Source organism: Candidatus Kuenenia sp. (assembly GCF_027493735.1).
Taxonomy (GTDB): Bacteria; Planctomycetota; Brocadiia; order Brocadiales; family Brocadiaceae; genus Kuenenia; species Kuenenia stuttgartiensis_A.
This window is the reverse complement of the sequence record NZ_JAOSKF010000019.1, coordinates 138920-153196: the sequence shown is the minus strand read 5'-3', so window position 1 is coordinate 153196 and position 14277 is coordinate 138920. Positions and strand designations below refer to the sequence as shown.

18 protein-coding genes and 1 tRNA gene are annotated in these 14277 nt (G+C 40.1%); 3 read left to right on the top strand and 16 right to left on the bottom strand.

Annotated elements, in window-relative coordinates; all coding sequences use genetic code 11:
- The 10 genes from M5U24_RS12140 to dusB form a co-directional block, all read right to left on the bottom strand.
- On the bottom strand, positions 1 to 762 hold the full coding sequence (locus M5U24_RS12140; protein ID WP_298202579.1) for a hypothetical protein: 762 nt from the start codon (positions 760 to 762) through the stop codon (positions 1 to 3).
- A gap of 439 nt (positions 763 to 1201) precedes the next feature.
- The gene (gene cobI / locus M5U24_RS12135) at positions 1202 to 1924 is read right to left on the bottom strand and encodes a precorrin-2 C(20)-methyltransferase (protein WP_099326525.1); all 723 of its coding nucleotides are present in this window, start codon (positions 1922 to 1924) and stop codon (positions 1202 to 1204) included.
- Between the two features lie 75 nt (positions 1925 to 1999).
- Positions 2000 to 2794, bottom strand: a complete 795-nt coding sequence (locus tag M5U24_RS12130) for a restriction endonuclease (protein WP_099326524.1) — start codon at positions 2792 to 2794, stop codon at positions 2000 to 2002.
- Between the two features lie 143 nt (positions 2795 to 2937).
- Positions 2938 to 3270: a type II toxin-antitoxin system PemK/MazF family toxin gene (locus M5U24_RS12125; RefSeq protein WP_099326523.1), complete on the bottom strand. Its 333-nt coding sequence runs from the start codon at positions 3268 to 3270 to the stop codon at positions 2938 to 2940.
- Positions 3248 to 3451, bottom strand: a complete 204-nt coding sequence (locus tag M5U24_RS12120; protein ID WP_099326522.1) for a hypothetical protein — start codon at positions 3449 to 3451, stop codon at positions 3248 to 3250. The genes M5U24_RS12125 and M5U24_RS12120 overlap by 23 nt, the downstream gene beginning before the upstream one ends.
- Before the next feature lie 168 nt (positions 3452 to 3619).
- On the bottom strand, positions 3620 to 3775 hold the full coding sequence (locus tag M5U24_RS12115; protein WP_157820711.1) for a type II toxin-antitoxin system HicB family antitoxin: 156 nt from the start codon (positions 3773 to 3775) through the stop codon (positions 3620 to 3622).
- Between the two features lie 91 nt (positions 3776 to 3866).
- The gene (gene cbiE / locus M5U24_RS12110) at positions 3867 to 4517 is read right to left on the bottom strand and encodes a precorrin-6y C5,15-methyltransferase (decarboxylating) subunit CbiE (protein WP_099326521.1); all 651 of its coding nucleotides are present in this window, start codon (positions 4515 to 4517) and stop codon (positions 3867 to 3869) included.
- Entirely contained in the window at positions 4502 to 5575 is a 1074-nt protein-coding gene (gene cbiD / locus M5U24_RS12105) for a cobalt-precorrin-5B (C(1))-methyltransferase CbiD (RefSeq protein ID WP_099326520.1), read from the bottom strand. The genes cbiE and cbiD overlap by 16 nt, the downstream gene beginning before the upstream one ends.
- Positions 5576 to 5740: 165 nt before the next feature.
- The gene (locus M5U24_RS12100) at positions 5741 to 6754 is read right to left on the bottom strand and encodes a precorrin-8X methylmutase (RefSeq protein WP_205713403.1); all 1014 of its coding nucleotides are present in this window, start codon (positions 6752 to 6754) and stop codon (positions 5741 to 5743) included.
- Positions 6755 to 7007: 253 nt separating this feature from the next.
- Positions 7008 to 7976 carry a tRNA dihydrouridine synthase DusB gene (gene dusB / locus M5U24_RS12095; protein ID WP_157820710.1) on the bottom strand — a complete coding sequence of 323 codons (969 nt, stop codon included), beginning with the start codon at positions 7974 to 7976 and terminating at the stop codon, positions 7008 to 7010.
- Positions 7977 to 8229: 253 nt separating this feature from the next.
- Here dusB and ubiE point away from each other — a divergent pair, with 253 nt between their 5' ends.
- Both ubiE and M5U24_RS12085 read left to right on the top strand, forming a co-directional pair.
- A complete protein-coding gene (gene ubiE, locus M5U24_RS12090) occupies positions 8230 to 8958 on the top strand; it encodes a bifunctional demethylmenaquinone methyltransferase/2-methoxy-6-polyprenyl-1,4-benzoquinol methylase UbiE (RefSeq protein ID WP_099326517.1) in 729 nt (242 codons plus the stop codon).
- Positions 8959 to 9232: 274 nt separating this feature from the next.
- Positions 9233 to 9306 (top strand) — tRNA-Gln (locus M5U24_RS12085).
- A gap of 325 nt (positions 9307 to 9631) precedes the next feature.
- Here the strand turns inward: M5U24_RS12085 and M5U24_RS12080 are convergent.
- From M5U24_RS12080 to M5U24_RS12055, 6 genes are all read right to left on the bottom strand, one after another.
- Entirely contained in the window at positions 9632 to 9928 is a 297-nt protein-coding gene (locus M5U24_RS12080; protein ID WP_099326516.1) for a site-specific integrase, read from the bottom strand.
- Between the two features lie 257 nt (positions 9929 to 10185).
- Entirely contained in the window at positions 10186 to 10875 is a 690-nt protein-coding gene (locus tag M5U24_RS12075; protein ID WP_099326515.1) for a type II toxin-antitoxin system VapC family toxin, read from the bottom strand.
- Positions 10872 to 11078: a hypothetical protein gene (locus tag M5U24_RS12070; protein ID WP_099326514.1), complete on the bottom strand. Its 207-nt coding sequence runs from the start codon at positions 11076 to 11078 to the stop codon at positions 10872 to 10874. Before M5U24_RS12070 ends, M5U24_RS12075 begins: the two co-directional genes overlap by 4 nt.
- A gap of 974 nt (positions 11079 to 12052) precedes the next feature.
- Complete coding sequence (locus M5U24_RS12065; protein ID WP_157820709.1) at positions 12053 to 13012, bottom strand: HD domain-containing phosphohydrolase; 960 nt, start codon at positions 13010 to 13012, stop codon at positions 12053 to 12055.
- Positions 13013 to 13239: 227 nt separating this feature from the next.
- A complete protein-coding gene (locus tag M5U24_RS12060) occupies positions 13240 to 13623 on the bottom strand; it encodes a chemotaxis protein CheW (protein ID WP_298202571.1) in 384 nt (127 codons plus the stop codon).
- A gap of 56 nt (positions 13624 to 13679) precedes the next feature.
- Positions 13680 to 13901, bottom strand: coding sequence for a chemotaxis protein CheW (locus tag M5U24_RS12055; RefSeq protein ID WP_099326511.1), 222 nt, complete (start codon positions 13899 to 13901; stop codon positions 13680 to 13682).
- Positions 13902 to 14111: 210 nt separating this feature from the next.
- On the opposite strand from M5U24_RS12055, the gene M5U24_RS12050 reads away from it, so the two are divergent.
- The gene (locus tag M5U24_RS12050) at positions 14112 to 14267 is read left to right on the top strand and encodes a DUF433 domain-containing protein (RefSeq protein WP_230405774.1); all 156 of its coding nucleotides are present in this window, start codon (positions 14112 to 14114) and stop codon (positions 14265 to 14267) included.
- Positions 14268 to 14277 lie beyond the last annotated feature (10 nt).

Below are 14277 nucleotides of genomic sequence, written 5' to 3'. Positions count from 1 at the left end.
TTACACAAAAAGCTTCTCTACATTATTTCCATACGCCTTTAATTTGAGTTCTATACCGTCGTAGACTTCTCCAAGCGATACTACATCATATGCTGAAATATTGGTTTTCCATTGAGATTTGTCGGTTCCTTTAAAATAGCTCACCTTTGTTACAGCCTTTTCATTTCCAGTTATCTCCTGAACTCTGCCGCCTACAAGCGTCTCTTTAATGGCAACTCCCTGGGTGTCTCGTCCGGTATGTTTAGCAAGGCATGCTAAAAGACAATTGGTGCAATATGGGATGTTTGATTCATGATGCAAGATGCACGATAAACGATTTGTGGTATTTGACATGTTTCGTGTATTTTGTATTTTGCATTTTGCATTGTGTATCCCATTGGGCGAACGCATTGAAGACGCAAGGCATTGCGTCTCTACATCTGAACTATTATTCGGCAAGGAATACACAATCTCACCGTCCTTCGTTACGAACACAGTTCCGCCAAAAGTATTGGCATAGAATTTCACCTGTTCATCTACCTGGCCGTTATTGGCTAAGAAGGGTATTTGAAGTTTCTTTGTTTTCTGGGCAAATGCCGCCGAGTCTAATTTCGGATCCCCGGTCGAAGTCGAGGACAAGTTTTGGATTGTAGATTGCGGAATTGAGCTTTTGAATGATTGTTTATTTGAGTTTTCATGGCTTGCTATCAACGATGGGATGGAAAATACTATCAGAAAAAGAATTGCTGATACTGTAAAAACAACACAATTTCTTTGTATCATGGCAGCCTCCGGAATTGATAGTTGAATCGATGGAGAAATCCAGTCCACCCCTGCACCCCCGCCAGCGGGGGACATGGTTTGAACAGGAGCATTCCCGATTTTTGGTTAACTAATTGTACATTGTACCACAAGCATACTGCTTGTGGTGTTTTACCCTCAAGCTGGAAGCTTGAGTTACTATTATTCCCCTCCCCCCTGCTAATGACATTTTTACAAAAAATCGGGAATGCTCCCGACAAATGACAAATAAATTCAGAGCAGGGATTTTGTGATTTGGGCATTGGAATTTAACAGCAGGACATGGACTCATTATCCGTATAAACTCATGAGTTCAGGCTTCGTCGTGAGCTCAGCCGAACGGTTACAAACCTAAACCCGCAAACGAGTTGTGCTTCGGGAGTTTAATAGATTACGCTCAATAGTTGCCCTTTTCTATCTATCAACCGATAGAGGTATTGCTGTTTTTCCTTACTATCATAACCGACAAGTACCCTCTGCCGCTTCCTTTTAGTGACAAGAGATCGCAGGTTACAAAGGCATTTTTTTGTCCGATATACGAGGCAAAAAGGCCATTTCCGGTAAGTCCCATATCATCCAGCAAGAATAAAACTTCATCCAGTTTCTTTGCAACCTTCATCAAAACTACGGTGTCGAACAATTCCAAAACAGGCCTTAACGAGGCAACATCCTCCGGCACAGGTATTACGGCCAGCTTCTCATCGCCGGTCAGCAGGGGAAAGTTTCCGAAACAAGCCGCAGCGTTATAAGAGGTAATACCGGGAATTGTGTGAATAACCTCATTTGGCAGGAGTGCACCAAGATGACGCAACAGATAAATGTAAGTGCTGAATGTCATCGGATCCCCAAGCGTTAAATATACTACATCATGTCCTTTCAAAACTTCATCACGCACTTCTTCCGCCGATTTTTTCCATGCCGCATCAAGAATATTTTTCTCTTTTGTCATGGGATAAATCTGTGTCACAATTTTTTTCAGCCCTACATAATCCTCTACTATCTGTAACGCCAGACTTTCCTCTTTTGTATCGGATTTAGGCACAAAAATACAATCCGCATTGCGTATGGTATTTACTGCCTTGATTGTCAACAGTTCCGGATCTCCAGGGCCAAGCCCGATGCCATAAAAATTACCTGTCTTCATTTTTTTATAAATGCCATAACATAGTTAACGCCTTAACTGTGGGGCAGGTGATAACCTGTACGCACGAGTGATTTGTTAGCCCGTATATGCTTTAGAGAATTTACACTTTGGAAAATTAGAACAACCCCAAAATTTATTTCCTGCGTTTTTCCCATGCTGAGCTACCCGCATTACAAGTTCGCCTCCGCAGACTGGACAGAGATTTGCAGTTGTCCGTGGTTTATTGATTTCATCAGGGGAATAAGTTAGCTTTGTCTGAACACTCCTTATCAAATTAACAACCTGACTTCCTTCTACTAAATAAATAGGCTTATCTACTGCAAAGTTTTTAGCTTCTTGAGTAAATAAGCCAGAGGTAACTATAATAACACCTGCAGCATGTTTAGCGGTCATTACACCATACATTTCCCGAACAACACGAACATCTACTTTGTAACTTCTCCACTGTTTACACTGGACTAAAAACATATTGCCATCTTTTTTCAAAACTAAATCGATTCCACCATCAGGGCCAATGTCATAGTTTTCGACTACAGAGTAACCTTTGCGACGATAGGCTTCTGCTATCAACTCTTCAAACTGCTTCCATGACAAAGATTTAATTGAATCAATGTCTTTTTGTTTGTCCAGTAATTTCCTTTTTCTTGATGAATTAAAATATGAGATAGGAGCATGAACGAGAAAGATGATTGCTACAAAATATGCTATTGTCGGCGCTGCACCAGCAACGCCCTTGAGAACCCAGCTTTGAAAATTAATTGCCGGCACAATGAATTTAAGCACAAAAAAAGCAGTTGCCGAAAGAACTACGCTTATCCACCATGGAACTTGAGTTAGCAATTTTAATATAGATTCATTTCTTTTTGCCATTATAATTTTCTCGGGCTAACGACCAAGCTGCGCGGCTGTGAACCCCACCTAGCTGTTCGTAAAAATGATGCACTTGAAACTAACTCAACTGGTGGGGAAAAACACGGGGTTCACAGTACGCTCCAGCGCTGGGTTGGGCTTGTTCATGACATACCGAGCCATTCTTTTAAGGCTACCTCTATTTTCTGACTATCTGCATGACTCAGTTTGCCAAGTCTTTTGATGATTAAGGATTGATGCACTGTATATATTCCACGTTTAACTGCTGTTACAACATTGAGTCCTGCTAATGTCCAATCGGTGAGCACAAATTCTCCTTTTAAAAGAGAAGTCGTCTTACTGGTTAGAGGAACAACCAGTAAATCATGTGAAACATGGGGAGCATTGACGACAACCGCAGGACGTACTTTTTGCACCGATACACCCGAAAATGGATATTGCACTAAAACAACGTCATTTTTGGAGTAATTCGGCATAAATATCATCCTCTGGGTTATTCCACACCTTGTCGAGAGAGTTTTGACTCACTTCTGTCCAGAATTGTGTTTCTTCATTTTGGAGTACAGTTACTAATACATGTGTTCCCTCACACAAAACCGTTGGCTCCAATAACTTGATCTTTCCTTCATGCACAATGCCTTCTAAAGTATTGAACATCTTTCCTCCAAGATTAAGAAAATCCAATATCCAATCTAATTTTTTTCGTTGTATAGTTCATAAAAAAACTGTTTCATACGATCCGCTTCTTCGCGTGTAAGCCGATCAAAAGAACAAAGCCGATCTCTACTCCAGAAAAATATTTGCTCGTCAGGGTTTTATTTTACTTTAATTAAATTCTATAGCTTCTTTTAGGGTAACTCTAAGACTTTCAATTAATTCTTCATGGGTATGTTCCTGGCAGTTTATCCCTGGTATTTCCCCTACCCATCCAATCCACCAATCGCCTTCTTGCTTTATAACAGCGGTAAATTCTGTGTTCATAATTTACCCCCCCCTTCAAATAAGTAACTATAACTAAAATCCACTAATTCGAGTATCTATTTTATTGCCATAATAATCTGTGAATATTTGCTCAACTACCTGTTTTTTTAATAATTACTACAGAAGCCCCATTTGTGCTAAGATTCATTGCGGATTGTATCGTTTTTTCATGAATTGTCTCATTGGAGAGGGAAAGATTCTCGCAAATAAACATCCGCCTTTTCAGAATTCCCGCATCCATCAGCTTGCACGCAATCCTTGCAGGCGTATTCACTTTATCCGTTAAAACTGCTACCTTATCGTAATCTTTCACTTTTTTAATAAGTTCTTTATATCCTGAACTTCTTCCATGTACACTCACAAATGCCGCATCTTCCCAGCTCTCGCCAATGGCGGCAAACGCCAATTGTATACTGCTCAACCCTGGAATAATAATACAGGAACCACGTCCGAATTTTTTTACAATCATTTTCGTGTAACTAAAAAAACAGGGGTCGCCGCTTACGAGGACAACCACTTGCCTGGTAAAACTCCAATGCGCTATTTTTTTCAACAAAAGTTTATAGTTTTTTTCAATAATAATTCTTTTAGCACCGGTATCGGGAAAGAGTTTTAGCAACCGCCTGCTGCCAACAAGAATATCCGCCTTTTTAATATTATATAACGCCTTTGGGGTAATATATGATTTTAGCCCTGGTCCGCAACCGACTATAATAACGCTATTTCTCAGTTCTTCCGCCATTTTTCCGCGCTCTCCGATCTTCCCACCACAGAACCCCTCATATCAAACAATACTACACCCGCAGATACCTTGCGATGCAAATATACACGCACCTTCTCTTCAATTTTATCAGCAACACTATCCATTACATATAATGCGTTATTTTGACTCAATAATTCCAGGATCCCTTCTACGGTAGCAGCTTCTTTAAGTTTATCAAGCATCTGCTGCGTGCGGCATACAGATTTTACATGGTCAATTAAAATATCGTTTGCCGGACGTGAAACGGAGCTGTGCGTATTAAAATCATCTCTGAGCAACTTGGCGAGTTTGCCGGGGTGTCCGGCAAGCATTACACGTTCAAAGCCTCTGTCTTTTACCGCATTCAGCATAAAACCAACATGATTACTCATTTGAACAATCTGATCATTTGCAATGCAGAAATAACCCGACACTGCACGTTCACCCAGATTCCCCGGAACTAACACAACTTCTTTATACCCTAACCCTTTTGCAATATCAAGCCCACACAAAAGGGATGTTTTTAGTGCTTCGTCTGACATGGGACGCACAATGCCTGTAGTCCCGAGAATAGAAATACCCCCTACAATGCCTAGTTTAGGATTAAAGGTCTTTTCCGCGAGTCTTTCACCATCAGGAACAGAAATAATTACCTTTGCCCCACTATGGCGTCCAATCACTTCACGTACTGCATCCTCAATCATGCGTCCAGGCACGGGATTTATTGCCGCCTGCCCTACAGGAGACTGTAATCCCGGCTTAGTTACACGGCCAACACCAACTCCGCCGTCAATTTCTATTGTTAGGGCACAACTTCGCTCTACCCGTGCATGTACAAAACAGCCATTCGTTACGTCAGGGTCGTCTCCCGCGTCCTTTTGAACAGCACATTCCGCTGATATTGAAGATACTTGTTTATGATAAATTTTAAGTTTGAGTTTTGTACCCGCCGGCGTGTCAATCTCAATCTCATCAGGGATATTTCCCTTCCACAGCCCTATAGCCGCTGCCTTAGCAGCCGCCGTAGCACAACTTCCCGTAGTATAACCAGATTTCATATCCTACCCCGGAAAACGAATAATTAGTACCTTATCAGCAATTTCTTCGCACACTTCCATTCGTCAGTGCGTGCTTTTTGGTAAAATATCTAATGGTGAAATCCGAATCAATGTTAATATGCTATATTAAATTTTTCGGGAAATGGATACTTTTGGCTATATGATTTACCGTGCCTTCTTCGCCAATTCAATGACAGCGTTAATGATAGCCACCGCCACTGCGCTCCCGCCTTTACGGTTATCATTGGTAATATAAGGTATGGATATCTGTTTTAATGCCGCCTTTGCTTCAACCGCGCCTACAAATCCTACAGGGATACCAATTACCAGCGCCGGTTTCGCCTTGTCCTTTTTTATTAAATCAATAAGTTCAAACAAGGCGGTTGGCGCGTTGCCGATTACCACAACACCCCCCTGCATTTCATCAAGTGAAAACTGCATGGCAATCATCGCACGGGTTTTTCCCGATCGTTTTGCCTCATCAGCAACCAAGTTATCGTCAATCTTACAGACCAGTTTTCCTCCAAAATTTTCAACAGGTTTTTTACTGATCCCCGCTTTCACCATATTTACATCGGTAATGATGTTTTTCCCATCCTTTATGGCTTTTACTCCAGCTTCAACCGCATTGGAAGAAAATAGTAAATTGTACGCATATTCCGTATCGCCTGTAGCATGAATTGCGCGTTGTATTACAGGTCTCTGTAATTCAGGTATATTCGCGAGATTAACGAGTTTATCGATGATCTCAAAACTTTCATCGATAATTAATTGCGGCTGTTCCAACCGGCCTTTTTCACCGAATTGTCTCTCTACCAGTTTTTCATGAATACGGTCTGCCGCAATTAATGCAATTCGTTCATCCGCTCCGATATTATTGGTATAGATAAATTCCATCTTCGGATATTTCGCTCTCTCCTTTTCCAGCATTTCGGGAATGTCTTTAAATACATGATTCCCCTTAAAAAGAAGCAGCGGAACTACTACAATCCGCCCCATTCCGTTTGCCACTGTTTTTTCAACCACCTCATCCAATCCAGGTTTTGCCAGTTGCAAAAATGCCGGTTCAACCATGTCCCAACGATTCATTGCACGAAGCATATCCGCTATTTTCAACAAGCCTTCATTGCCACTACTTATTTTACTACCATGAGAAATGAGTATAACACCTGTTTTCATTATCAATAACCTTCTTTAAAAACCTTGTTGGCATAGCCAGAACCGAACAAGCGCGAGATAAAAAATACGAAATTCGAAGTACGAAATACGAAATAAATTCTGGAGTCCTCCCCCTTACCAGCTCCAAATGGGGAGAATGTCCCCCGCTGGCGGAGGTGCAGGGGGTGGATTCGTATTTAGCATTTCTGATTTTACTATTAAATATTTTGCCAAAAAGCGCAATGAAATTACTGATAAGGTACTAAACGTTAAATCACGCGGCTTCATACTTCGAATACCTGTTCAGATGCGCGGCAATGTACGAAATGATATCTTCCGCGCTTTTACTCCTTACTATATAAGGGCGTAATTCTGTAGCTTTTGGCAGACCCACAATATACTTCACCGCATGTTTTCGAAAAAGTACTACCCCAATAGCATGGCCGTAATATTCTTTCATACAATCCAAGTGATACCGGATCATTTCAATTTTCTCGCTACCCGAAATATTTTCTCTGTCTTTATATCGGAAAATCCATGGATGCCCGATTGCCGCCCTTCCAATCATTACCCCGTCACATGCCGTACGTTTTTTTATTTCTGCTATGTCTGCAACAGACCGCACGTCTCCATTCGCAATTACTGGAATTTTTACCGACTGTTTTACTTCAGCAATCGCATCCCAATCGGCGGCGCCTGAAAAATACTGAGACCTTGTACGGCCATGTACCGCAATGAGAGACGCTCCGTTTTCTTCCAGTATTCTGGCCACTTCAATATAATTTCGTGTTTTGTGATCCCACCCAAGACGAATTTTTCCAGTCACAGGTACTGATAAAGACCCGGTAAGATTATTAAACATTTTTGAGATCTTTGATGGATGTTTAAGCATCCCAGCCCCAGCACCCTTTCCGGCAATATCCGATACCGAACATCCCATATTGATATCAATAATATCAGGCCCCAATTGCTCTATTTTCTTACAGGCCTCTGTAATCTGGCATTCATCATTGCCAACCACCTGGAAGGTAACAGGCCGTTCTTCCTCTTTAAAATCAAGCAATTTAAACGTCTTTTTATTATTCCACACTATGCCAGACACGGAAACGACTTCCGTATAGCTCATAGACATGCCGAACCTGCGGCATATAAGCCTGTACGGCATATCAGAAAAACCGGCCATAGGCGCCAATATCAACTCGCCATATACGGGAATATTTCGTATGTAAAAACTCGGATTCATATTACAAAAAAACTGTAGCACTTTAGTTCTATGAAAAATAATAGGGATTGTACCCATATTTCAATAACTTTCCAAATAATTTAAATGTTTTATTTTGACTTATATTTTGCTATATTTCGTTAGCATTTAGTTACAAGCCGGACACGGACAAACAAGTTTATCCGTGCCAACCTGTTTTTAATCTGTGTAATCGTTCGACTGAGCTCACGACGAAGTCTGTGAAATCTGTGGTTCCTTTAAATTATCATAATCTATGGTCTCTCAATCTGAATTACTTACCAAAAAAAGCGAACACATCCAGCGTATGTTTGGCTCCATCGCCGGTGTTTATGATCTTTTGAATACGATATTAAGTTTTAATTTCGACAAGAGTTGGCGGAAGTTTGCCGTTAGAGTCAGCAACGTTACGCCGGACGCACAAATTTTGGATGTATGCACCGGAACCGGCGACCTTGCAATCGAATATTCTTTAAAACTGAATGACCGCGGCAAGGTGACAGGAAGCGATTTTTGCCGAGAAATGCTTGAGATAGCAAACAGAAAATTAAAAAAGAAACATGTATCAGATAAAATAAATATCTTATGTGCGGACACCCTCCACCTTCCTTTCCATGACAACTACTTCCAGGTATCCTCCGTGGCATTCGGGATAAGAAACGTTTCCGATTTAAAAGCGGGAATCAGTGAAATGGCAAGGATAACCGCTCCGGGCGGGCGGGTAGTCATCCTTGAATTTTCACAACCAACAAACACCTTTTTCCGGGAAATGTATTATCTTTATTTCAAAAAGATACTCCCTTTTATTGGTAAAATCATCTCAAAAAGCACGTGCAACGCCTATGCTTATTTACCATCGTCTGTGCTGAATTTTCCGGACAGATACGGACTAAAGGTACAGATGGAAGCATGCGGCCTTGTTGACGTGAAAATCTATGCCAGGACATTGGGGATTGTGACTATCCATGTGGGGAAAAAACCCTGATAACACTACAGCGACATTTTTATTTCACATGTAGGGTAGGCACTGCCTGTCGGAAATTGGGCTGTTACGAAGTACGATTTACGAGGTACGATTTAAAATCGTAAATCCAACAAGGCTGTTTTCATTTTATGAATCAATGCGCTTGACACATCATTAAAGATTATGTAATATCTCTACTTGTAATTTGCCGTATGAGTGATTAAGACGTTTTAGCTAAAGACAGTGTATTCCTGCCACTGTCTTTTCATTTCCTCAAAATACCCATCCAACGCACTGGGGAATAGTGTAACGGTAGCACAAGTGACTCTGGATCACTTTGTCGGGGTTCGAATCCCTGTTCCCCAGCCAATATTCACAATGACTTATGACTTGAATGGTATCTGTTAATTAATGGCAAAATAACTACCCCGGTGGGTTCGGGTTTGCAACCGGTTCGGCTGAGCTCACAACGAAGCCTGAACCCATGAGTTTATGCGGATAATGGGGACATGTACTGCGGTAAAATTACAATGCGCAAATCACAAAATTTCCGTTTGGAATTTGGAATTTATTTGCCTGTTGTTTTGCCAATAGAAGGCTGGATTGAAAGTATAAAACGTGGGGTTCTGGTTACAAATTTGGAACCATAGTTTTAATGTACGCTTACAACCCTCATCAACATAATAAGCTATGCTCACTGATGAACAACATCCCTGAGAGAGAGTGCTAAATTCGTGCTGGATTCATGATAGCTTTTTTCCAACAACCCAATAGCCTTTGTAAGATGTACCGGAGTAATATGAGCATAACGCATCGTCATCGTTGTGTTCTTGTATCCCATTAGTTCAGCAATGGTGTATATACCAACTCCTGCCTGCCTGTTCCATGACGCAAAACAATGTCTCAGGTCATGAAATCTGAAATCATCTATTCCGGCACATTCCAAGCTCTTTTTAAATACCTTGTACACATTTTTTGGATTGTACGGCATACCATTTTAATTTATAGGAAATGTGTTATTTTATAAATAACGTAATTATGAATTATAAGGTCTTGGGATTAATATATATTCACGTTATAACGCTGCTGTTGAGCCGTGAAACCCACAGCGGGCACATTGTAAACAAAACTACAAAATTTCTGAGGAAGATCCGAACTCTCATCTGTTGCCAAAACGGGTTTCATCGATTCCAACAGCCTGTTAGCAGTGATGCCTGACCCTGACCTACGAACTTTATTATAACAAACTCATTTACTTTCATTCGCTTCTATTAATCTGGCAACTTTATAACTACACTTTCGACACTCGCCGCGAAGGATTAAATCACCACTTTCAATGGTTCCTTTAAAATTTATGACGGTGGTAACCTCTGAACAATTACTGCACCATACATTCTCAAGCAATTCCTCCCTTATATTTTCCGGAATAGAATCCCAAAACTTCTTTGCCGGTTCTGTAAACTGACTTTCCGTATTATCTGCTTCCTTAAACTCAACCGGATTGAAGGTGTTAAAATATTCCGCCGCTACTTTTAATAGTCTTTGATCAGCGGCTATAAAATAAGAGACACGATAAAATTGGTTACCAGTAAGGGCAGTTGCTAATTGGAGCGCATCTAAGGTTCGGAAATTTTTGGCCGGAGCAATGTTATCCAGTAAGGAAATCGCAAACTTCTTTACCTCTGATGTTGTTTCCAGAACGTTTATCATTGTAAGATCATTTTCAAACTCTTTAAAAGCTTGCTGAACTGTTGATAAATCAATTTCCTTCATTCTTACTCGCTTCAGAAATGCAGAATGGAATTCTATTCTCGACAGTTCAGAAATTGTAATCACCAGGTCATCTTCATTTTGCTTAAGGAAATCGGTTAATTGTTCACTCCCATCTTCTTTATGATATAGCTTCACAAGAGCGCTGGCATCAATAAACAGATTCATCTGACTTTTCTCTCTCCAATTACGTCATCAGAAAGATTTCCTTTTATAGATTTTGTAAGCTGTTGAACTTTCTCAAAAGACATCCTTTCTAACTTGACCTTTGGAATAACTATCACTTTTACATCCAAATCACCACTAAAAGGGATATTGCTTAACTCCAAATGCCCTTTGATAATTCTGGTATCTGTAACAAACCGGTTCATATGATAATCCTTCCATAATAAATTTAGTAATCACTCTATTTGCCCTAATATAAGTCAAAATCACCCCTGATTAAATAAAAAAATCATTTGCCAGTTCTGTTGAAGATTCAGAAAAAATTAATGTGTGGGATGTTAGAAAAACTTTCCACTACCAACATAAAAGTTCAGCGACTGGTACGGCTTTTTGTGCCAGTCCGTTGTAGTGATTTGTTTGGCATTTTTTTAATTTTTATAGAATCTAAGTATAAAGTGTCTGGGCATATGTCCTGCTCATGCGGCCATACTACAACTTCATTCGCCGCCCTTACCTGTTTAAAATAAATTTTGTTTTTCAACTCAGTAAATACCCCGAAATTAAGCAAAGGGCTGCAATCATACACCCCAACTTCCCCATTGGAACATGAAAAGCTTATTGCGACAAAACAGAAGCCATGCTTTTGTCCAAAGTGCAAGAGTACCCATGTCAATTTCACCCTTCATGAATGCAGATACAGGAGATTGCCGAGATATTATAAGAGGAAAAGTCAGCGCAGGAGCAAGCTCTATAATCGGGGAGCGTTTAAGGAATTAGTAAATAGATATGGACTAATAGACCCGACAAAATATGTTCCTGCCAGACAACCTGTGAAAGCATAAGAAGAAGACTGTCGGAAAGCCGTGTGCGGGAAAATCGCATGCACGGTTTGAAGAGGGGGCAGACTTCGTCGTGAGCTCGGTCGAACGATGATAAGTATATGGCGGAGATATGGTGGCACTGGCGGGAAACCAGCCAGCAAACAGAGAAAACAAACTTCTGCCTAAGTTCTCGTCGTCTGTTTCTACTCTACTGGTTCCTCTTTCGTATTTCGCGCTTCATATTGTTGTATGTTTTATGCTTTGTCATTCGGATTTGTTTCGTATTTCGTACTTCGAATTTCGTATTTTTTATTTAGTGCTTGTTTGGTTCCAGCTTGTCCACCAAGGGGCATATTGCACTACCCACCCCTGCTCCCGAGAAAAGCGACAAAGCTTCTAAAATATACCTCGTCAAAATGGCCCTTCATATGCTCTTTCATCATTTGTAACGCAGGGAATGGTTTTCTCGCATCCGAATACGGCCTTTTGGTTGTTAACGCATCGTAAACATCTATTATCATTGCAATTTTTCCATAATCATGGATCTCGCCACCCCTCAAACCCATTGGATAACCCTGTCCATTAAGCTTTTCATGATGCTGCAAAATAGGAAAGAACGATTCTTCCCGAAGACCACCCAAACCCTTTAATATTTCATGTCCAAATTCCACATGTTTCTTTATCTCAATGTACTCAACCTCGCTCAGTTTTCCATTTTTGTTCAGTATATCAAGGTTAATCCGTGTCTTTCCTATATCATGAAGCAACAATCCTGTGCCAAAATCATTCATTTCTTTCTCATTAAGCCTTAAATATTTTGCAAATAAAAGACCAAGTACAGAGACGTCAACGCAATGAGTATAGGTATAATAATCATACGATACCATGTTTAACATGGTTGAAGTGGCGTCTTTGTTGTTCAGCACATATTCTACTGTGCCTGATACCCAGTTTTTTGACCTTTCAACATTATCTCCGGCACGCGGGTCGTTAAATATGTCAAACATAATGGATTTTGCCACATTATAAACCATTTCCGATTTAGTTTTCGTGTCAAGAGAAGGGTCATGAATTATCAGTTTTAAATGGGACTCCCTATGCCTCAAATATAACGTCTCTTCACATTGTTTTATAAAAAGATAGTTTATCTGATTATACTGAAGTTCTTTTATATTATGCTCATAAAGGGCGCTCTCACTGTTGCAATACAGTACGTAACGGATACCTTCGTCTGTGTGAGTTTTTATGTAAAGATTGCATCCGGCACAGGTATTAGGCTGTATTGTGTTTAAAGCTACCGGAATATATTCATTTGTCATAATAATCATTACCTCATGGTTGCTATACTTTCGTCATTTATAACTATTGAATTGTCTGTCAACAATTGTTCCGCATCCAATAGAATTAAATGGTTATTCGTAATTCCTTTATGTATTTTCGGACAAATTCCGTCATCGTCAGTGGCGCCGGTGTTATCTTGTGAGAAGGAATGGAGGTTAGGGTTAAATAATTATCTCACTTTGACTTGATTTTTTCCATGAATTGATTATACCTTTTTTTTTAGTCTTATTCCCGCAATTGAATCGACAACAATGCCAAACTCCATGGTTTCATTATGAATAATTATTACTTCGTTTAAATGGGAGATACCCTTTCCCTTTGGAATGTTAAATAATGCCTTTATGTCAATAACAGAAAATATCTGTCCTCGGACATTAATAATTCCCACTACATATTCAGGCACTCCAGGGATTGTTGTAATTCCTTTCAGTAAATACACTTCACAAACACAGTCTGCCGGGATGCCATATCTGTCCTGATCAATAAGAAATTCAACTATGGATACATAGTGTATTTCCCTCTGCCGGATTTCCGGCTCCCGCGCGAGTATTTTCGCCCTTTCTTTAAGAATTGTCTCTCGATCGTTCATTGTTTTAGTCATTGGTCAATTGTAGGGGCACAGTGCTCTGTGTTCCTACTATTTTTTTAATCTGTGAACTGTGGTTCCTTTTCTTTTAAGCGCAATCTCTTTCTTATATTTATTATCGGCAGTATCTTTCCCTGCACATTAATCACCTCTGAAATAATCTCAGGGACAGCAGGCAACGGGGTAATTGCAACAGCACGAATGATCCGCTCCAACGCTGTATGCCTTACCGCAAATCGCTGTTTTTCAATCGCAAAAACGACAAGATATTCACTATCCATTATTACCGTAACCTTATCTCTAAATAATAATTATGACGATCTTTACACCAAAAGGAGTTGTGGAGAAAAAGTATAACAATATTGTTGCCATTTTAATAAGTAATTTTTTCAAATAACAAAAATGAGAAAACAATGTATATTTATGCAGTTTATGTTTACAATGAAGATCAGACGAGATTTTTTACTACAATCATTATGGGAGGTTAATAAATGAAATTTACCCGCATTACTATTAATCCAAACCAGATGGGCGGCATTCCTTGTATTCGGGGGCTTCGTATACCTGTTGCAACAATTGTTGGTATGGTTGCTGATGGTATGTCTGAAGAAGAAATATTAAAGGCTTTTTCCAGACCTGGAACATGAGGATATTAAG